At 58.9% G+C, this 18,280-nt stretch carries 15 protein-coding genes; 5 read left to right on the top strand and 10 right to left on the bottom strand.

Annotation, left to right across the window (positions count from 1 at the left end; genetic code table 11):
- Positions 1-12: 12 nt before the first annotated feature.
- Positions 13-3,048 carry a multidrug efflux RND transporter permease subunit gene (locus tag C7534_RS03715; protein ID WP_109785037.1) on the top strand — a complete coding sequence of 1,012 codons (3,036 nt, stop codon included), beginning with the start codon at positions 13-15 and terminating at the stop codon, positions 3,046-3,048.
- Between the two features lie 197 nt (positions 3,049-3,245).
- Here the strand turns inward: C7534_RS03715 and C7534_RS03705 are convergent, their stop codons facing one another.
- The 5 genes from C7534_RS03705 to colR form a co-directional block, all read right to left on the bottom strand.
- Entirely contained in the window at positions 3,246-3,473 is a 228-nt protein-coding gene (locus C7534_RS03705; RefSeq protein WP_077431350.1) for a hypothetical protein, read from the bottom strand.
- Positions 3,474-3,475: 2 nt separating this feature from the next.
- A complete protein-coding gene (locus C7534_RS03700; RefSeq protein ID WP_046026455.1) occupies positions 3,476-4,189 on the bottom strand; it encodes a lipopolysaccharide kinase InaA family protein in 714 nt (237 codons plus the stop codon).
- Between the two features lie 4 nt (positions 4,190-4,193).
- The gene (locus C7534_RS03695; RefSeq protein WP_046026456.1) at positions 4,194-4,862 is read right to left on the bottom strand and encodes a class I SAM-dependent methyltransferase; all 669 of its coding nucleotides are present in this window, start codon (positions 4,860-4,862) and stop codon (positions 4,194-4,196) included.
- 161 nt (positions 4,863-5,023) lie between these two features.
- Complete coding sequence (locus tag C7534_RS03690) at positions 5,024-6,307, bottom strand: sensor histidine kinase (protein WP_109785036.1); 1,284 nt, start codon at positions 6,305-6,307, stop codon at positions 5,024-5,026.
- Positions 6,297-6,980: a two-component system response regulator ColR gene (gene colR / locus C7534_RS03685; RefSeq protein WP_046026458.1), complete on the bottom strand. Its 684-nt coding sequence runs from the start codon at positions 6,978-6,980 to the stop codon at positions 6,297-6,299. Before colR ends, C7534_RS03690 begins: the two co-directional genes overlap by 11 nt.
- A 203-nt stretch (positions 6,981-7,183) precedes the next feature.
- On the opposite strand from colR, the gene C7534_RS03680 reads away from it, so the two are divergent.
- Both C7534_RS03680 and C7534_RS03675 read left to right on the top strand, forming a co-directional pair.
- Positions 7,184-9,133 carry an LTA synthase family protein gene (locus tag C7534_RS03680; RefSeq protein ID WP_109785035.1) on the top strand — a complete coding sequence of 650 codons (1,950 nt, stop codon included), beginning with the start codon at positions 7,184-7,186 and terminating at the stop codon, positions 9,131-9,133.
- 54 nt (positions 9,134-9,187) lie between these two features.
- Positions 9,188-9,931 (top strand): phosphatase PAP2 family protein, encoded by a 744-nt coding sequence (locus tag C7534_RS03675; RefSeq protein ID WP_109785034.1) that lies wholly within the window; start codon positions 9,188-9,190, stop codon positions 9,929-9,931.
- Positions 9,932-10,116: 185 nt separating this feature from the next.
- On the opposite strand, the gene groL is transcribed toward C7534_RS03675, so the two are convergent.
- The 4 genes from groL to C7534_RS03655 form a co-directional block, all read right to left on the bottom strand.
- Complete coding sequence (gene groL / locus C7534_RS03670) at positions 10,117-11,760, bottom strand: chaperonin GroEL (protein WP_046026465.1); 1,644 nt, start codon at positions 11,758-11,760, stop codon at positions 10,117-10,119.
- A 49-nt stretch (positions 11,761-11,809) separates the two neighbouring features.
- A complete protein-coding gene (locus tag C7534_RS03665) occupies positions 11,810-12,103 on the bottom strand; it encodes a co-chaperone GroES (RefSeq protein WP_019827816.1) in 294 nt (97 codons plus the stop codon).
- Positions 12,104-12,351: 248 nt separating this feature from the next.
- Positions 12,352-12,831, bottom strand: a complete 480-nt coding sequence (locus C7534_RS03660) for an FxsA family protein (RefSeq protein ID WP_109785033.1) — start codon at positions 12,829-12,831, stop codon at positions 12,352-12,354.
- 66 nt (positions 12,832-12,897) lie between these two features.
- Entirely contained in the window at positions 12,898-13,629 is a 732-nt protein-coding gene (locus tag C7534_RS03655) for a HugZ family pyridoxamine 5'-phosphate oxidase (RefSeq protein ID WP_046026468.1), read from the bottom strand.
- Between the two features lie 165 nt (positions 13,630-13,794).
- On the opposite strand from C7534_RS03655, the gene C7534_RS03650 reads away from it, so the two are divergent.
- Positions 13,795-14,553, top strand: a complete 759-nt coding sequence (locus C7534_RS03650; RefSeq protein ID WP_046026469.1) for an SDR family oxidoreductase — start codon at positions 13,795-13,797, stop codon at positions 14,551-14,553.
- 135 nt (positions 14,554-14,688) lie between these two features.
- Here the strand turns inward: C7534_RS03650 and apbC are convergent, their stop codons facing one another.
- Entirely contained in the window at positions 14,689-15,783 is a 1,095-nt protein-coding gene (gene apbC / locus C7534_RS03645; RefSeq protein WP_109785032.1) for an iron-sulfur cluster carrier protein ApbC, read from the bottom strand.
- 330 nt (positions 15,784-16,113) lie between these two features.
- Between apbC and metG the strand changes: the two genes are divergently transcribed.
- Positions 16,114-18,165: a methionine--tRNA ligase gene (gene metG, locus C7534_RS03640; RefSeq protein ID WP_109785031.1), complete on the top strand. Its 2,052-nt coding sequence runs from the start codon at positions 16,114-16,116 to the stop codon at positions 18,163-18,165.
- Positions 18,166-18,280: the final 115 nt, after the last annotated feature.

Raw genomic sequence — 18,280 nt, 5'->3', positions numbered from 1 at the left:
CAAGGAATCCCCATGGCTTTTACCGACCCGTTCATCCGCCGCCCGGTCCTCGCTACCGTGGTCAGCCTGTTGATTGTGCTGCTGGGCTTTCAGGCCTGGAGCAAACTGCCGCTGCGCCAATACCCGCAAATGGAAAACGCCCTGATCACGGTGACGACGGCGTACCCCGGGGCCAACGCCGAAACCATTCAGGGCTACATTACCCAACCGATGCAGCAAAGCCTGGCCAGCGCCGAGGGGATCGACTACATGACCTCGGTCAGTCGCCAGAACTTCTCGGTCATCTCGATCTACGCGCGCATCGGCGCCAACACCGACCGTTTGTTCACCGAGCTGTTGGCCAAGGCCAACGAAGTGAAGAACCAACTGCCCCAGGACGCCGAAGACCCGGTACTGAGCAAGGAAGCCGCCGACGCCTCGGCGCTGATGTACATCAGTTACTTCAGCAAGGAGCTGAGCAACCCGCAGATCACCGACTACCTGTCGCGGGTCATCCAGCCGAAACTGGCGACCTTGCCGGGCATGGCCGAAGCCGAGATTCTCGGCAATCAGGTCTTTGCCATGCGCCTGTGGCTGGACCCGGTAAAACTCGCCGGCTTCGGCTTGAGCGCCAGCGACGTGACCAACGCGGTGCGCCAGTACAACTTCCTCTCCGCCGCCGGCGAAGTGAAAGGCGAGTACGTGGTGACCAGCATCAACGCCAACACCGAGCTCAAGTCCGCCGAGGCCTTTGCGGCCATTCCCGTGAAGGTCGATGGCGACAGCCGTGTGCTGTTGCGTGATGTGGCGCGGGTTGAAATGGGCGCGGAAAACTACGACACCATCAGCTCCTTCGGCGGCACGCCCTCGGTGTACATCGGCATCAAGGCCACGCCCGGCGCCAACCCGCTGGACGTGATCAAGGAAGTGCGCAAGATCATGCCGCAGCTGGACGCCCAGCTGCCGCCTAACCTCAAGGCCGAGATTGCCTACGACGCCACGCTGTTCATCCAGGCCTCGATCGACGAAGTGGTGAAAACCCTGTTCGAGGCGGTGCTGATCGTGATTGTGGTGGTGTTCCTGTTCCTCGGCGCATTCCGTTCCGTCGTGATCCCGGTGGTTACTATCCCGTTGTCGATGATCGGCGTGATGTTCTTCATGCAGATGATGGGGTATTCGATCAACCTGCTGACCCTGCTGGCGATGGTATTGGCCATCGGCCTGGTGGTGGACGACGCCATTGTGGTGGTGGAAAACATCCACCGGCACATCGAGGAAGGCAAGACACCGTTCGATGCGGCCATCGAAGGCGCCCGGGAAATCGCCATGCCGGTGGTTTCCATGACCATCACCCTGGCGGCGGTCTACGCGCCGATCGGCTTTCTGACGGGGCTGACGGGGGCGCTGTTCAAGGAGTTTGCCCTGACGCTGGCCGGCGCGGTGGTGATCTCCGGGATCATTGCCCTGACCTTGTCACCAATGATGTGCGCACTGCTGCTGCGTCACGATGAAAACCCCAGCGGCCTGGCCCACCGCCTGGACCTGATTTTCGAAAGCCTCAAGCGTCGTTATCAAAGCATGCTGCACGGCACGCTCAACACCCGGCCAGTTGTGCTGGTGTTCGCCGTGATTGTGCTGTGCCTGATTCCGGTACTGCTCAAGTTCACCAAATCGGAACTGGCGCCGGACGAGGATCAGGGCATCATTTTCATGATGGCCAGCGCACCGCAACCGACCAACCTCGATTACCTGAACACCTACACCGACGAGTTCGTCACGATCTTCAAGGCGTTTCCCGAGTACTACTCTTCGTTCCAGATCAACGGTTTCAACGGCGTGCAATCAGGGATCGGCGGCTTCTTGCTCAAGCCGTGGAACGAGCGCGACCGCACTCAAATGCAGATCCTGCCCGACGTCCAGGCCAAACTGGAAAGCATCCCGGGCTTGCAGATTTTCGGTTTCAACCTGCCCTCCCTGCCCGGCACCGGCCAGGGCCTGCCGTTTCAGTTCGTCATCAATACCGCCAACGATTACGAGTTGCTGCTGCAAGTGATGGACCGGGTGAAAAAGCGCGCCATGGAGTCCGGCAAGTTCGCCTTCGTCGACGTCGACCTGGCCTTCGACAAGCCCGAGGTGGTGGTCGATATCGACCGCGCCAAGGCCGCGCAGATGGGTGTGTCCATGCAAGACCTGGGCGGAACGCTGGCGACGTTGCTGGGGGAGGCGGAAATCAACCGTTTCACCATTGAGGGGCGCAGCTACAAGGTCATCGCGCAGGTCGAACGCCCCTTCCGGGACAATCCGGACTGGCTGAACAACTATTACGTGAAGAACACCAAGGGCGAATTGCTGGCCCTGTCGACCCTGATCACCGTGACCGACCGTGCGCGGCCACGGCAGTTGAACCAGTTCCAGCAACTCAACTCGGCCATCCTTTCAGGGGTACCGCTGGTCAGCATGGGCGAAGCCATCGAGGTCGTGCGGCAGATCGCCCGGGAAGAAGCGCCGGCGGGCTTCGCCGTCGACTATGCCGGGGCATCGCGGCAATACGTTCAGGAAGGCAGTGCGCTGTGGGTGACCTTCGCCCTGGCACTGGCGATCATTTTCCTGGTACTGGCCGCGCAGTTTGAAAGCTTTCGCGACCCGCTGGTGATTCTGGTGACCGTGCCGCTGTCGATTTGCGGCGCGTTGATCCCGCTGTTCCTGGGCTGGTCGAGCATGAACATTTACACCCAGGTCGGGTTGGTGACCCTGATCGGGCTAATCAGCAAGCACGGGATTTTGATCGTCGAGTTCGCCAACCTGTTGCGCAAGGAAAAAGGGCTGACGGCTCGTGAAGCGGTCGAGGAAGCGGCGGCGATTCGACTTCGCCCTGTACTGATGACCACGGCAGCGATGGTGTTCGGCATGGTGCCGTTGATCATCGCGACGGGCGCGGGGGCGGTCAGCCGGTTTGATATCGGCACGGTGATCGCTACGGGGATGTCGATCGGGACGTTGTTTACGTTGTTCGTGTTGCCGTGCATCTACACATTGCTGGCCAAACCCGACGCTAAAGAACGCGCATGACCGCACGGCTGACGCTCGCTCCCACGCTCTGCGTGGGAATGCAGCCAGGGACGCTCCGCGTCCCACCAAAGGCCGAACGCGGAGCGTCCGTTGATGCATTCCCACGCAGAGCGTGGGAATGATCCAGCAGCAGCTTGGAAATCGGGCAATAAAAAGGCCTCGCAGATGCGAGGCCTTTTATTTTGGTTTCAATCGGGTCAACTTTGCGGCCTCATTCCCTGAGCAAGTCCGAACATGAGCAACAACAGATCGTGGTCGGGTTGCGCTGCCGAGGAGGCTTTGATTGCCCGTGGAATTGGACAGTGAGCATCGCTGCTCACTGAACTGAGGACCTGCGTGCGAGGCTGCTCCCAGGCAGCCACCGCCAAAGTAGCAACTGCCAAGGCTCCAACTAAAAACAAACCTCGTGCAATTTCTAGTTTCATCGCTATAAACCCTTGATAGCGCTGCCAAACGCCGTCTCATAAAAGTAGACGAGTTTTTTCCAGTCCGCAGCGCTGAACGACGAGTGGCGACGCAGTTGCTTCATGTCATGTGCAGCCGCCTGATAAGCCGTCATACGCTGTCGGCACTTCTCCAGGTCGATCAAGGCAATTTCGACCTTGGCCGACTCACCTTCACCGGTGACCCGCAGAAACACATGCTTGATGTAGATGCAGCTGTGCTGCCACCGCCCCTTGTGCATGCGGGCGAGGTTTTCGGCCAGATCTTTCAACACACGATCATTCACCGCTTCGCCATGACGCTCTCGACCACCACCGGCGTACCACTTTTCGATTTCGTCGAAGCCATCCAGCGACTTGGTCACCAGCAATGCGCGCCATTTGTGTACAGGGTCGCGCTGTGCGCCGCAGAAAACGATTTCCGGAACACGCACGTCAAGCTTGCGCAGACCGATGAGTGCATCTTGCTCACGCAATACGGTAGGCCGGCCAAACGGGTGCAACCAGCTTCGATAGATATGGCCGGTCTGACGCTTGGCGTAGAGCAGTTGTCCATCGCTGCCCATGACACGCTGCACACCACTTTCCCCACCGCGGCGAACGTTGGGTTCTTCTACCCATTCACCGCGCTGGCTCCAGAAAAAATCGAAGCGGTCCTTTGGAGCGACTTCCGTTTCTGCTGCACATTGCACTGCCATCCTGTTACCTCTTGCGTAATACGTAAACGCGCCACATGGCGTAGAGCGGAATAAAGTCCAGTTTTTCCTGGATACGGAAACCCGCTTGCTCGAATTCCTTCTCCACCGTTGCGGCCGGTAACACAAACCGGTTTTGGTAACCTTCCTGCCCACGTCGCGCTTCTGAGCGCTTGCGTTTCCAGGCCTTGAAGTTACCGTCCACCCACAACGAAAGGATCACGCTGTCACGGGAGACACGCTGAAATTCGCGCAAAATGGCCAGTCGATGCTCGGCATCACCGATGTGGTGCAGCAGACGCATACAGAAAATGCTGTCGACGGCGTTATCTGGCAAGGCGATGTCGAAGGCAGAAGTGTGCAAGGGTTGTACCCGTTTCACCACGTCGGCGGGTTGCGCCTGCATGGCAATCTTCACCATCGATTCCGAGTTGTCTGCGCCGATGATGGCCCGGTTGGCTTTTTCCGCCAGCATCGGCCAGAAACGCCCTGCACCGCAAGGCAAGTCGAGCACCAGGCCAGGCTCGCCGACCAGTGTCAGCGCCTTGCGTGCCAGCTGTATGTCACGCCAGTGGGACAGCTTGCGACCGAGGCCGTCCTGATGCTTGCGCAGGTAGCGTTGAGCGTGTTGATCATCGTACTTTTCGGAAAAATCGAGTTTGATCGGGCCGTCCATCATCAGGTCTCCTGAAATGCTGATGTCACCAACCTTATGTATTTTTGTGTCGGTGACAGGTCATGCATTTGTGAAAATTTCGTTGAGCAAACCCCCGAACCATTTCAGGGTTTTACAGGATCGTAACAATAGCGCAGGGCCATCCCTTCGCAACAGGTCATTTAATCACCATCTGACGCCTGTAATTCGACCTGAAAACGACAGCCATTAGGCTCCATGGTTGTCAGGCTGACCGTCCAGCCCTGGTTCTCGCAGATCCGCTGCACCAGTGACAACCCAAGGCCCAGGCCCTCACCGCGTTTTTCAGAACCGCGCACGAAAGGCTCGAACATCGCCTCGCGCTTTTCTTCGGGAATGCCGACACCACTGTCCTCAACCAGAAAACCCGTAGCCGTCAGGGTCAACCGGATGAAACCGCGCTCGGTGTAATGCAGAGCATTGCGCAACAGGTTGCCCATCACCGCATGCAAAAGGGTTGCGTTGTAACTGGCGGTTGGAGGGGAGCCTTGCTCGACAATCAGCGTCAGCCCTTTGGTCTCGATAGGTTCTCGCCACAGATTGAGCAGCCCGTCGGCTACCTGCTTGACGTTCTGCTGCGGCGACATGCTGGCATCTTCACGCTGCGCGCGCGCCAGCATCAGGAAAGTCTGGACCAGTTCCCGCATCTCTTCACAGGCACGGGCAATGCGCTCGACCTGGGCCCGCCCGCGCTGATCAATACCAGGGTTTTCCAACAGCAGCTCACAGGAGCTGGCCAGCACCATCAATGGCGTGCGCAGTTCGTGGCTGACATCACTGGTAAACAACCGCTCGCGGGTCAATGCCTGACGCAAGCGCCCAAGGGTGGCGTCGAAGGCCACGGCCAGCTCGCCCACTTCGTCAGCGGCATAATCCGGTGCCAGTGGCGGTGCCAGACCCAACAATTGATCGCGGTGACGCACCTGGCGCGCCAGGCGAACCACCGGCGCCATGACTTTGCGCGCCAAGACCCAGCCGAGGAAGACCGCCAGCGCCAGGCTCAGCACGAAGCCCACCAGCACCACGGCAAACAGCACCCGCTCACGCTCTTCGAAATCGCTTTGGTCCTGCAACAACACGTAACGCCGGCCGTCGACGATTTCGACCATGGCGTGATACGACAAATGATCGCGAAACACCTCGTGAAAACCCGAGTCCAGGTTGCGCAGATCCTTGGGCAGCTCGAAATCGCCTGCCCCGCCGCTGAAGTAGAACAACTGGTCCGGCTCGGGGCGGTGGCTCCAGTCCGTGATGCTGTCCATCAGCAACAAGCGCTGCAAATCGCCACCCAGGCCGGATGAAATCAGTTTTTCTTCCACCACGTGCACGGTCGCCACAATGCCCATGGCGAAGGCGCCGGCCACCAGCACGCTCATCAGCGCAAAGGCGATGATGATCCGTTGAGCCAGGCTCTGTTTAAACTCCATCACGGCCCTCGGCCAAGCGATAACCCACACCGTGAACGGTTTGCAGCAATGGCTTGGCGAACGGTTTGTCGATCACTTGACGCAGTTGATGAACGTGGCTGCGCAGGCTGTCACTGTCCGGGCAGTCGTCGCCCCACAGGGCTTCTTCGAGAATTTCGCGGCGCAGCACGTGCGGGCTTTTCTGCATCAGCACGGCCAGCAGCTTCAACCCCACCGGATTGAGCTTCAGCAGTCGGCCTTCGCGGGTCACTTCCAGGGTATCGAGGTCGTAGGCCAGATCGGCGACCTGCAAGGTGCGACGACCGCCACCCTGGGTGCGGCGCATCACCGCTTCAATGCGCGCGGCCAGTTCAGACAGGGCAAACGGTTTGATCAGGTAATCATCGGCCCCGGACTTGAAGCCCTGCAGCCGGTCATCCAGTTGATCGCGAGCGGTGAGCATGATCACCGGCGTGTCACGGCGGGCGTCTTCACGCAGGCGTTTACACAGGGTGTAGCCGTCGATGCCGGGCAGCATGATGTCGAGCACGATCAAGTCGTAATGTTCGGTGGCCGCCAGATGCAGGCCGGACAAACCGTCTTGTGCGCAATCCACGGTATAGCCTTTGAGGCCCAGGTAATCAGCCAGGTTGGCCAGGATGTCGCGGTTGTCTTCAACCAATAGAATTCGCATGGGCACCTTCTCCGTACACAGTAACGGCCGTCTTGGCCCGCGCAGCTTAAGGCCAAGTGTGACTCAGGGCTAGGGTTACAGGTCGTAGAATCAATTCACTCAACCAAACGGGTGGACTTACAAGTTTTTCACTATCGGTTCACAACCTGAATACAGTGATAGGCTGATACTTTCGCGCATTGATAATAAGGAATACACACACAATGGACTTCTTTAAAACGGCGCCAATGCGCTTTCTCCTGCTGGTGACCGGCGCCTGGCTGGCCATTTTCTTTCTGACCCGAACGGTGCTGCTGCTCACTCACCTGGATGAGGCCGGCAGCGGCTTCCTGTCGGTATTCGGCATCGGCTTGCTGTATGACCTGGGCTTTATTGCCTATGCGGCACTGCCAATGGGCCTCTACTTGCTGTTGTGCCCGCCGGCCTTGTGGCGTCGGCGCGGTCATCGCTGGTTTCTTCAGGGCCTGCTGACGGTCAGTCTGTTCGCCATGTTGTTCACTGCGGTGGCCGAATGGCTGTTCTGGGATGAATTCGGCGTGCGCTTCAATTTCATCGCCGTCGACTACCTGGTGTATTCCGACGAAGTACTGAACAACCTGCTCGAGTCCTATCCGATCGGCAAGCTGCTGAGCCTGCTCGCGGTGTTGGCCGTTGTCTTGAGTTTCGTATTGCGCAAACCGTTCAATGCCGCGATGACCGCCCCTTTGCCGCCACTGCGCGGGCGGCTGCTCAATGCCTTGGGGCTGCTGATCGTTGCCGGTTTGAGCCTGCAATTGCTCAGCCAGGACGCGCCTCGCGCGCAGGGCGGTAACGCCTATCAAAACGAACTGGCCAGTAACGGCCCGTATCAGTTTTTCGCAGCATTCCGTAACAACGAACTGGACTACCCACAGTTCTACAAGACGCTGCCAGCTGACGTGGTTGCCAAGCAGATCCGGGCCGAACTGAGCGAGCCGAACGCACGCTTTATCGGCAAGGACCCACAAGATATCCGCCGGGAAATCGATAACCCCGGCACCCCGCGCAAACCCAACATCGTGTTGGTGACCATCGAAAGCTTCAGCGCCAAGTACATGGGCAGCAACGGTGACCAGCGCAACCTGACACCCAATCTCGATGCCTTGCGCAAGCAGAGCCTGTATTTCAACAATTTCTACGCCACCGGCACCCGTACTGACCGTGGCCTGGAAGCCATCACGCTGGCCATCCCGCCAACGCCAGGTCGCTCGATCGTCAAGCGCGTGGGCCGTGAGAGCGGTTTTGCCAGCCTGGGCCAACAGCTCAATGCCGTGGGTTACGACAGCGTATTCGTTTACGGTGGACGCGGTTACTTCGACAACATGAACGCGTTCTTCAGCGGCAACGGTTACCGCGTGGTCGACCAGAGCAGTGTCGATGAAGCCGAGATTCACTTCAAGAACGCCTGGGGCATGGCCGACGAAGACCTTTATAACCAGACCCTGAAACTGGCTGACGCCGACTATGCGAAACAACAGCCGTTTCTGCTGCAACTGATGACCACGTCCAATCACCGTCCCTATACCTACCCGGACAATCGGATCGATATCAAATCCGGTAATGGTCGCGACGGCGCCGTGAAGTACACCGACTACGCCATTGGTCAGTTCCTTGAGCAGGCACGCAAAAAGCCATGGTTTGACAATACAATCTTCGTCTTCGTCGCTGACCACACGGCGGGTAGCGCCGGCAAGGAAGACTTGCCGATCGCCAACTATCAGATTCCACTGTTCATTTACGCACCCAAGTTGATTGAAGCCCGAGAGACGGCACAACTGGCCAGCCAGATTGACCTCGCGCCCACCTTGCTGGGCTTGCTGAACCTGGACTATGAATCGACGTTCTTTGGTCGCAACCTGTTGCAGGACAACCCGCTGCCGCCACGAGTGGTGGTTGGCAATTATCAACACCTGGGGTTGTTTGACGGCAAGGATCTGGCGATCCTTAGCCCCCGCCAAGGGTTGCGACGTCATGATGAAGCGCTGACAGAAAGTCGCGAGTCCCGTGCCACCGCCGATGATCCGTTGATCACCCGTGCGATTACCTATTACCAAACCGCCAGTTATGGCTTCAAGCAACAGCTGCTTGGCTGGAAGGCGCCCAAGGAGGGTGCCGGTCAAGTCAGCGATCGTTAACCGAATCGCCCCGGGCCGATGCCCCGGGGCTTTTTCCCTTGTTCAGGATTCACCATGTCATCAACCGTTGCCCGTCCTGCCCCTCGCCCACTCAATTTCTGGGTGTGCCTGGGGGTTCCCGCCGTTGCGGCGATCATCCTGGTGTTGCTCGAACTGACATCGCTGGACATGGACCTTGCCAGGCTGTTCTTCGATCCAGTGGCGGGAGACTTCATCGGGCGCCACAGTTACTTCCTGGAAGACATCCTGCATGACCGCGCCAAGCAAGTGGTCATTGCCTTTTCCGTGTTTGCGATCATCGGCTATATCACCTCTTTTTTCGTGGTCAGGCTCAAACCGTTCAAGCGGGAACTGGGCTGCCTGGTACTGTCTCTGGGTCTGGCAACCTCGTTTGTCACGCCCATGAAAGCGGTGACGGCGGTGCAATGCCCATGGAGCCTTGAGCAATTTGGCGGCCACGAAACCTATAGCGAATTGCTGAGCCCTCGCCCGCACACGGATAAGCCCGGCCGCTGCTGGCCTGGTGGCCATGCCGCCACCGGTTTTACTCTGTTTGCGCTGTTCTTCGTGCTGCGTGATCGCCGTCCGCGCATGGCTCGCGCGGCGTTTATCTTCGCCTTATCCCTGGGTACGGTGTTCTCGATTGGCCGGATGATGCAGGGTGCGCACTTCTTCTCACACAACGTGTGGACCGCGATTTTCTGCTGGCTGATTTGTCTGGGGTCGTATTACTACGTTCTTTACCGGCCGGCTTTGAGGGTTGAGTCGGTGGCCAAAGCAAAAGCAGTTAGCGCCTGAACTGACGCCATCGCGGGCAAGCCCAGCTCCTACAGGGGACTGCATTAACTCGTGGGACCGGTGGTGCGACGATTCGGCTTGCCCGCGATGGCAGCGACCAGGTCTCCTGACTTACCCGAATCAGGGCAATAAAAAACCCCGCCTGCTTTCGCAGGCGGGGTTTTTAGTACAGGGGTGAGGCTGGCTTACATCATGCCGCCCATGCCGCCCATACCGCCCATGTCTGGCATGCCGCCGCCAGCTGGGCCGTCTTCCTTGATCTCGGCGATCATGGCTTCGGTGGTGATCATCAGGCTGGCAATCGACGAAGCCGCTTGCAGAGCCGAACGAGTCACTTTAGCCGGGTCCAGGATACCCATTTCGATCATGTCGCCGTATTCGCCGGTGGCAGCGTTGTAACCGAAGTTACCCGAACCCTGCTTGACCTTGTCGACCACTACGCTTGGCTCGTCGCCGGAGTTGGCAACGATCTGACGCAGTGGCGCTTCTACAGCGCGACGCAGCAACTGGATGCCAACGTTCTGGTCATCGTTGTCGCCTTTGAGTTCGGAGATAGCCTGCAGAGCGCGAACCAGTGCCACGCCGCCGCCAGGTACCACGCCTTCTTCAACGGCTGCACGGGTAGCGTGCAGGGCGTCTTCAACGCGGGCTTTCTTCTCTTTCATTTCAACTTCGGAACCCGCGCCAACCTTGATCACTGCAACGCCGCCGGACAGCTTGGCCAGACGCTCTTGCAGTTTTTCACGGTCGTAGTCGGACGAAGTGTCGGCCACTTGCTGACGGATCTGCAGTACGCGAGCCTGGATGTCAGCCTCAACGCCGGCACCGTCGATCACGGTGGTGTTTTCTTTGGACAGGATCACGCGCTTGGCATTACCCAGGTGTTCCAGGGTAGTGCTTTCCAGGCTCAGACCGATCTCTTCGGAGATGACGGTACCGCCAGTCAGAACAGCGATGTCCTGCAGCATGGCCTTGCGACGGTCGCCGAAGCCTGGAGCCTTGACGGCTGCGACTTTAACGATGCCACGCATGTTGTTCACAACCAGAGTCGCCAGGGCTTCGCCTTCAACGTCTTCGGCCACGATCAGCAGTGGACGGCCGGCTTTGGCAACGGCTTCCAGTACTGGCAGCATTTCGCGGATGTTCGAGATTTTCTTGTCGACCAGCAGGATCAGCGGACCGTCCAGCTCGGCAGTCATGGTCTCTGGCTTGTTGACGAAGTACGGGGACAGGTAGCCACGGTCGAACTGCATGCCTTCAACAACCGACAGTTCGTTTTCCAGGCCCGAGCCTTCTTCAACGGTGATCACGCCTTCTTTACCGACTTTTTCCATGGCTTCGGCAATGATGTCGCCGATGGAGCTGTCGGAGTTGGCCGAGATGGTGCCGACCTGAGCGATGGCCTTGGTGTCAGCGCATGGCTTGGACAGGGCTTTGAGCTCTTTGACAATAGCGATGGTCGCTTTGTCGATGCCGCGTTTCAGGTCCATCGGGTTCATGCCGGCAGCGACGGCTTTCAGGCCTTCGTTGACGATCGATTGAGCCAGAACGGTAGCGGTGGTGGTGCCGTCGCCTGCGTCATCGTTGGCACGGGAGGCAACGTCTTTGACCAGTTGCGCGCCCATGTTTTCGAAGCGATCTTTCAGCTCGATTTCTTTGGCAACGGACACGCCGTCCTTGGTGATGGTCGGAGCGCCGAAGCTCTTCTCGATGATCACGTTACGGCCTTTAGGGCCCAGAGTCGCTTTTACTGCGTCAGCCAGGACGTTGACACCGGCGAGCATTTTCTTGCGGGCGGAATCGCCGAATTTAACTTCTTTAGCAGCCATGATCGATATTCCTTAAATACTTTGTAGTAGCGGGAAAATGAGCGGGGAATCAGCCTTCGATAACAGCGAGAATCTCGTTCTCAGCCATTACCAGCAGGTCTTCGCCGTCAACTTTCACGGTGTTGCTGCCGGAGTACGGGCCGAACACAACCTTGTCACCCACTTTAACGGCCAGTGCACGCACTTCACCGTTGTCCAGCACGCGGCCGGTGCCGACAGCGAGGATTTCGCCGCTGTTGGCTTTCTCAGCAGCCGAACCTGGCAGGACGATACCGCCAGCGGTTTTCTTTTCTTCTTCGCTGCGACGGATGACGACGCGGTCATGCAGAGGACGAAGCTTCATTGTCGATCTCTCCTAATTGTGGTTTTCATCGGCCGGTGTATTCCCGGCGGGTTTAACAAATCCGGCGGTGCCGGGTGCGGCTCGACAAGCGAGACGCGGAAGTCTGTCTGGCGTGATCGCCAGAAACCTTGCGGTGACCGTTACATAAGGGCGCATAAGCTTATTACAAGGGCGGGCCAGCAAAAAATTTCACAACGCTGCCCCGCAAACGAACACGGCACCCGAAGGTGCCGTGCAGATAACGCGATTTACTTGGTGTCACGGTGGTGTTCGAACTCGCCTTCGATCACGTTGGGCTCTCGCCCCAGTGGTTCGCGCGGCGCAGGGCCGCCCCGAGGCTGCAGGTCGTCGGCAAATGCACGCTGACGAATCGCCTGTTCTTCGGCGCGCTCGCGCATTTTATTGGCCAGTAAGCGACGAGAGAATGGCATCAACAAGATCAGGCCCAACACATCAGAGACGAAGCCCGGCAGGATCAACAGACCGCCCGCCAGGGCCAGCATCAAGCCTTCGAGCATGGTATGGGCCGGCAACTCGCCGCGATTCAGGCTTTCACGGGCACGCAGTGCAGTGGCCAGACCGGCGATGCGCAGCACAAAAACGCCGAGCATCGAGCCGAGAATGATCAGTAGCAGGGCCGGGAAAAACCCGATAGCCCCGCTGACTTTGACGAATACGAACAGCTCCAACACCGGGAACAGTACAAAGAGCAATAAAAAAGGGCGCATCAAATGGTTCCTCAACGCAAGAATGCCTTGCCAGTAAGCCTTAGATGACGTCGCCCTTTCGTGAATTCAAGCGTCGGCGACTTCTTTTTTGGGCCAATGCTCGGCGTGAGCCAGGAAAACCAAGGCTTCCCGGACTTGTGTCGGCGTATTACAAGGTGCTTGAAACGGCAACCAGTACAGCGCCTGACCGATGCGCAAATGCATGCCTTCGGTGTCGATGCCAGCCAGTTGCGCCGGTTCGGTTTTCGGCAGGCCGGCCAGTTCGACGTAGTGCGCGATGGCTTTGGCGTGATCGGCATTCATGTGCTCGACCATGCTCACTTCGGCTTTGCCGGCAAACGGGTTGGCCAGGGTCAGGTGATCGACCCAATGAATCGCGCCGAAGCCGCCGATGTAGCGGTGACGCACGGGTTTGAGCACCCAGAAATCGAAATCGTGAGCCTTGTGATAGCTCTGCGATTCCGGGAAATAGCGGTAGTAACGCTCGGCAGCCGCTTCAATGGCCGCCTCGTCTTCTAGCTTTTCTGCTTCGGCGAGGTACGTCAGCCGACCAACGGCTTGCACGTCATCGGCCTCACGCTCGCCCACGAACAATGAGCATTTCGGATCTTTTTGCAGGTTATGAGTGTGCTGAGCGATGCGGCTGATAAGGATCAGCGGCCGGCCTTGCTCATCCAGGCAGTAAGGAACCACTGAGCCAAACGGGTAACCCGGCATGGACTTGGAATGGGTCGACAGCACCCCACGGTATTCCTTGAGAAGCAATTCTCGGGCATTCTTGGCCGCTTCAACGCTCAATTTATGACTCCTTATATAGAATCCGTCATAAAAACGGACAGGCACCTGGGGATAAGTATCCAGCACGCCATCGGGGCAGTTCTCATGTGCAGCCAGGCCACGCCAGGTGCAGATCGAGAGGCCCTCTTCAAGGAAACCACTCTGACCTGCTATTGGGGCATGCGAATGCAACTCACTGACAAAGTAATCATTATCACTGGCGGTTGCCAGGGTTTAGGTCGTTCCATGGCCGAGTATTTCGCCGCCAAAGGCGCGAAACTGGCGCTGGTGGACCTGAACCAGGAAAAGCTCGACGACACCGTCGCGGCGTGCAAGGCCAAGGGTGCCGAAGCGCGCAGCTACCTGTGCAACGTCGCCAACGAAGAGCAAGTGAGCGACATGGTCGCCCGGGTTGCCGAAGATTTCGGCGCGATCCATGGCCTGATCAACAACGCGGGCATCTTGCGTGACGGCCTGTTGTTGAAGGTCAAGGACGGCGAAATGACCAAGATGAGCCTGGCCCAATGGCAGGCGGTCATCGACGTCAACCTGACCGGCGTGTTCCTGTGCACCCGCGAAGTCGCGGCCAAAATGGTCGAGCTGAAAAACAGCGGCGCGATCATCAATATCTCGTCGATTTCCCGCGCTGGCAACGTCGGCCAGACCAACTACTCCGCCGCCAAGGCTGGCGTGGCAGCGGCCACCGTGACCTGGGCCAAGGAACTGGCGCGCTACGGCATCCGCGTGGCAGGCATTGCACCGGGCTTTATCGAGACCGAGATGACGTTGGGCATGAAGCCCGAAGCACTGGAGAAAATGACGGCCGGGATTCCGCTCAAGCGCATGGGAAAACCGGAAGAGATCGCCCATTCGGCGGCGTACATTTTCGAGAATGACTACTACACCGGCCGGATCCTGGAGATGGATGGCGGGTTGCGTATCTAACGCCCCCCCAAAACCCTGTAGCAGCTGCCGAGGTACGAGGCTGCGTTGCGTGTCCGCAGGACCGCCCTCGGGGGCCGCTGCGCAGCCCAACGCAGCCTCGTGCCTCGGCAGCTGCTACAACATCTATTCAGCGAATCAATCGTCGCTGACGCTAATGTTCGGCATCGCCGGCGATACCGCTTCCTGCAACACGATCCGCGCACCGACATGGCGGGCCAGTTCCTGGTACACCATGGCAATCTGGCTGTCCGGCTCGGCGATCACCGTTGGCTTGCCGCCATCGGCCTGCTCACGGATAACCATCGACAGCGGCAACGAGGCCAGCAGTTCAACGCCATACTGATTGGCCAGCTTCACACCACCGCCTTCACCGAACAGATGCTCGGCATGCCCGCAGTTGGAGCAGATGTGCACGGCCATGTTTTCGACCACGCCCAGCACCGGGATGTTGACCTTGCGGAACATCTCCACGCCCTTGCGCGCGTCCAGCAACGCCAGATCTTGCGGGGTCGTGACGATTACTGCACCGGCCACCGGGACTTTCTGTGCCAGGGTCAACTGAATGTCACCCGTGCCTGGCGGCATGTCGATGACCAGGTAATCCAGGTCGCCCCACGCAGTCTGGGTCACCAGTTGCAGCAGCGCACCGGACACCATCGGCCCACGCCAGACCATCGGTGTGTTGTCGTCGGTCAGGAACGCCATCGACATCACTTCAACGCCATGGGACTCGATCGGCACGAACCACTTCTGATCCTTGACCTTTGGTCGGGTACCTTCCGGGATGCCGAACATGATGCCCTGGCTCGGACCGTAGATGTCCGCGTCGAGAATGCCGACCTTGGCACCATCACGGGCCAGCGCCAGCGCCAGGTTCGCGGCGGTGGTGGATTTACCCACGCCGCCCTTGCCGGACGCCACGGCCACCACGTTTTTCACGTTCGCCAGCCCCGGAATCTGCGCCTGAGCCTTGTGCGCGGCAATCACGCTGGTGATGTCGACGCGAGCAGTCGTCACGCCGTCCAGGCCTTCGATGGCCATTTGCAGCATCTGTGACCAGCCGCTCTTGAACAGGCCGGCGGCGTAACCCAACTCCAACTGGACGCTGACGCGATCGCCCTGGATGTCGATGTTGCGCACACACCCGGCGCTGACCGGGTCCTGGTTCAGGTAAGGGTCGGTGTATTGGCGAAGGACGGCTTCCACCGCTGCGCGATTGACGGCGCTCATGGGCAACTCCGATAGCAAGACAGGAAAATCAGGCTGGTATCCTACCTGTTCTGTTGGCCGGACGGCATGCTTTCAGGACGTGACAATTATCCTGTGGCCAGATGCAACCTGTAGCAGCTGGCGAAGCCTGCGTTCGACTGCGAAGCAGTCGTGTATCCCGGCAACCCGGATGACCTGAAACACCGCGGTGTCCGGTTTTACGACGGCTGCGCCGCCGGACGCAGCCTTCGGCAGCTGCTACAAAGGTCCGCGGTGCCGGTCGCGGGGGTGAAAAATATGCGCTGGCGCTTTATAGTGGCCGACCTCCGTTTCATCAAGTAGCCGAGCCCCATGTCCGAGCCACGCAAGATCCTCGTCACCAGCGCCCTGCCCTATGCCAATGGTTCGATCCATCTTGGCCACATGCTGGAATACATCCAGACCGATATGTGGGTGCGTTTCCAGAAGCACCGTGGCAATCAATGCATATATGTCTGCGCCGACGACGCCCACGGTTCGGCGATCATGTTGCGCGCGGAAAAGGAAGGCATCACCCCGGAACAACTGATCGCCAACGTCCAGGCTGAACACAGCGCCGACTTTGCCGAGTTCCTGGTGGACTTCGACAACTTCCACTCCACTCACGCCGAAGAAAACCGTGAGCTGTCGAGCCAGATCTACCTGAAGCTGCGCGACGCCGGGCACATCGCCCAGCGCTCGATCACGCAGTACTTCGACCCGGAAAAGAAAATGTTCCTGGCCGACCGCTTCATCAAGGGCACCTGCCCGAAATGCGGCACCGAAGACCAGTACGGCGACAACTGCGAAAAATGCGGTGCGACTTACGCGCCCACCGATCTGAAGGATCCGAAGTCGGCCATCTCTGGCGCCACCCCGGTGCTCAAGGATTCCCAGCACTTCTTCTTCAAGCTGCCGGACTTCCAGGAAATGCTGCAAGCCTGGACCCGCAGTGGGACCCTGCAAGACGCCGTCGCGAACAAGATCGCCGAATGGCTGGATGCCGGCCTGCAACAGTGGGACATCTCCCGTGATGCACCGTACTTCGGTTTCGAGATCCCGGGCGAGCCAGGCAAGTATTTCTACGTGTGGCTGGACGCGCCGATCGGCTACATGGCCAGCTTCAAGAACCTCTGCGATCGCACGCCGGAGCTGGATTTCGACGCGTTCTGGAACAAAGATTCCACCGCCGAGCTGTACCATTTCATCGGCAAGGACATCGTCAACTTCCACGCCCTGTTCTGGCCAGCCATGCTCGAAGGCGCCGGTTTCCGTAAACCGACCGGCATCAACGTCCACGGCTACCTGACCGTCAACGGTCAGAAAATGTCCAAATCGCGCGGCACCTTCATCAAGGCCCGGACTTACCTGGATCACCTGTCGCCGGAATACCTGCGTTATTACTACGCGGCCAAGTTGAGCCGTGGCGTCGACGATCTGGACCTGAACCTTGAGGACTTCGTGCAGAAGGTCAACTCGGACCTGGTCGGCAAAGTCGTCAACATTGCCAGCCGTTGCGCCGGTTTCATCAACAAGGGCAATGCCGGCGTGATGGTCGACACCAACGCCGCGCCGGAATTGACCGATGCCTTCCTGGCCGCCGCGCCAAGCATCGCCGACGCCTATGAAGCCCGCGACTTCGCCCGCGCCATGCGCGAGATCATGGGCCTGGCCGACCGCGCCAACGCCTGGATCGCCGACAAGGCGCCGTGGTCGCTGAACAAACAGGAAGGCAAGCAGGATGAAGTTCAGGCCATCTGCGCCACGGGCATCAACCTGTTCCGCCAACTGGTGATCTTCCTCAAGCCGGTCCTGCCGTTGCTGGCAGCCGACGCCGAAGCGTTCCTGAACGTCGCTCCGCTGACCTGGAACGACCACGCGACCTTGCTCAGCAACCATCAGTTGAACGAGTTCAAGCCTTTGATGACTCGTATCGACCCGGTGAAAGTGCAGGCGATGAGCGATGCTTCCAAAGAAGATCTGACCGCCAGCGCAACCGACACCGGCGAAACCGCGCCTGCCGGCAACGGTGAACTGGCCAAAGATCCCCTGTCGCCAGAAATCGAGTTCGACGCCTTTGCTGCCGTCGATCTGCGCGTCGCACTGATCCTCAAGGCCGAACACGTGGAAGGCGCGGACAAGTTGTTGCGCCTGACCCTGGACATCGGTGACGAGCAACGCAACGTGTTCTCCGGGATCAAGAGCGCTTATCCGGACCCGTCCAAGCTCAATGGTCGCCTGACCATGATGATCGCCAACCTCAAGCCACGGAAAATGAAGTTCGGCATTTCCGAAGGCATGGTGATGGCGGCCGGCCCTGGCGGTGAAGAAATCTACCTGCTCAGCCCTGATAGCGGCGCCAAGCCGGGTCAGCGCATCAAGTAAACGTGTTGCGGTAAACCGATCCCACAGTCGTGCCTGACGCGACTGTGGGATTTTCATATCTGGCCCCCCCTCCGTCCTTGCCGGATAATGCCTAAGCTTTTTAGACCGCTGAGTT

The organism is Pseudomonas sp. OV226, assembly GCF_003148705.1.
Classification (GTDB): Bacteria; Pseudomonadota; Gammaproteobacteria; order Pseudomonadales; family Pseudomonadaceae; genus Aquipseudomonas.
This window is presented reverse-complemented; position numbering and strand designations above follow the sequence as displayed.

Excerpts from the sequence above, each read along its gene's own strand:
- apbC (WP_109785032.1), bottom strand. The coding sequence starts at position 15,783 with ATGAGCGCCGTCAATCGCGCAGCGGTGGAAGCCGTCCTTCGCCAATAC.
- C7534_RS03700 (WP_046026455.1), bottom strand. The coding sequence starts at position 4,189 with ATGGCAGTGCAATGTGCAGCAGAAACGGAAGTCGCTCCAAAGGACCGC.
- C7534_RS03680 (WP_109785035.1), top strand. The coding sequence starts at position 7,184 with ATGGACTTCTTTAAAACGGCGCCAATGCGCTTTCTCCTGCTGGTGACC.
- C7534_RS03695 (WP_046026456.1), bottom strand. The coding sequence starts at position 4,862 with ATGGACGGCCCGATCAAACTCGATTTTTCCGAAAAGTACGATGATCAA.
- C7534_RS03675 (WP_109785034.1), top strand. The coding sequence starts at position 9,188 with ATGTCATCAACCGTTGCCCGTCCTGCCCCTCGCCCACTCAATTTCTGG.
- metG (WP_109785031.1), top strand. The coding sequence starts at position 16,114 with ATGTCCGAGCCACGCAAGATCCTCGTCACCAGCGCCCTGCCCTATGCC.
- C7534_RS03690 (WP_109785036.1), bottom strand. The coding sequence starts at position 6,307 with ATGGAGTTTAAACAGAGCCTGGCTCAACGGATCATCATCGCCTTTGCG.
- C7534_RS03705 (WP_077431350.1), bottom strand. The coding sequence starts at position 3,473 with ATGAAACTAGAAATTGCACGAGGTTTGTTTTTAGTTGGAGCCTTGGCA.
- C7534_RS03715 (WP_109785037.1), top strand. The coding sequence starts at position 13 with ATGGCTTTTACCGACCCGTTCATCCGCCGCCCGGTCCTCGCTACCGTG.
- colR (WP_046026458.1), bottom strand. The coding sequence starts at position 6,980 with ATGCGAATTCTATTGGTTGAAGACAACCGCGACATCCTGGCCAACCTG.
- C7534_RS03665 (WP_019827816.1), bottom strand. The coding sequence starts at position 12,103 with ATGAAGCTTCGTCCTCTGCATGACCGCGTCGTCATCCGTCGCAGCGAA.
- C7534_RS03650 (WP_046026469.1), top strand. The coding sequence starts at position 13,795 with ATGCAACTCACTGACAAAGTAATCATTATCACTGGCGGTTGCCAGGGT.
- C7534_RS03660 (WP_109785033.1), bottom strand. The coding sequence starts at position 12,831 with ATGCGCCCTTTTTTATTGCTCTTTGTACTGTTCCCGGTGTTGGAGCTG.
- groL (WP_046026465.1), bottom strand. The coding sequence starts at position 11,760 with ATGGCTGCTAAAGAAGTTAAATTCGGCGATTCCGCCCGCAAGAAAATG.